1 protein-coding gene is annotated in these 231 nt (G+C 69.3%); it reads right to left on the bottom strand.

From position 1 onward, the window contains the following. On the bottom strand, positions 1 to 200 hold a 200-nt coding region (locus SB771_RS37430; protein WP_410722336.1), incomplete at its 3' end, for a hypothetical protein. Positions 201 to 231 lie beyond the last annotated feature (31 nt).

Below are 231 nucleotides of genomic sequence, written 5' to 3'. Positions count from 1 at the left end.
AGCGCCTGCGCCGCCGGATGCCCGAGGTCGTCGACCACCCGCTTGAGCGCGAGCGGCATCAGCACGATGGCGAGTTTCGCCGTCACCATCAGCACGACGGCCGCGACGGTCTGGTTGCGGTAGCGCCAAACCGCGCGCGCGAGATCGGCGACGATCCGGCGCGTCAGATCGGAGCGGGGCAGCGTGGCGGAATTCGGCATGGTGTCCCTGATGAGAATCGAGTGGCGGCAG

The organism is Burkholderia sp. SIMBA_051, assembly GCF_046534915.1.
GTDB classification, from domain to species: domain Bacteria; phylum Pseudomonadota; class Gammaproteobacteria; order Burkholderiales; family Burkholderiaceae; genus Burkholderia; species Burkholderia ambifaria.
This window is presented reverse-complemented; position numbering and strand designations above follow the sequence as displayed.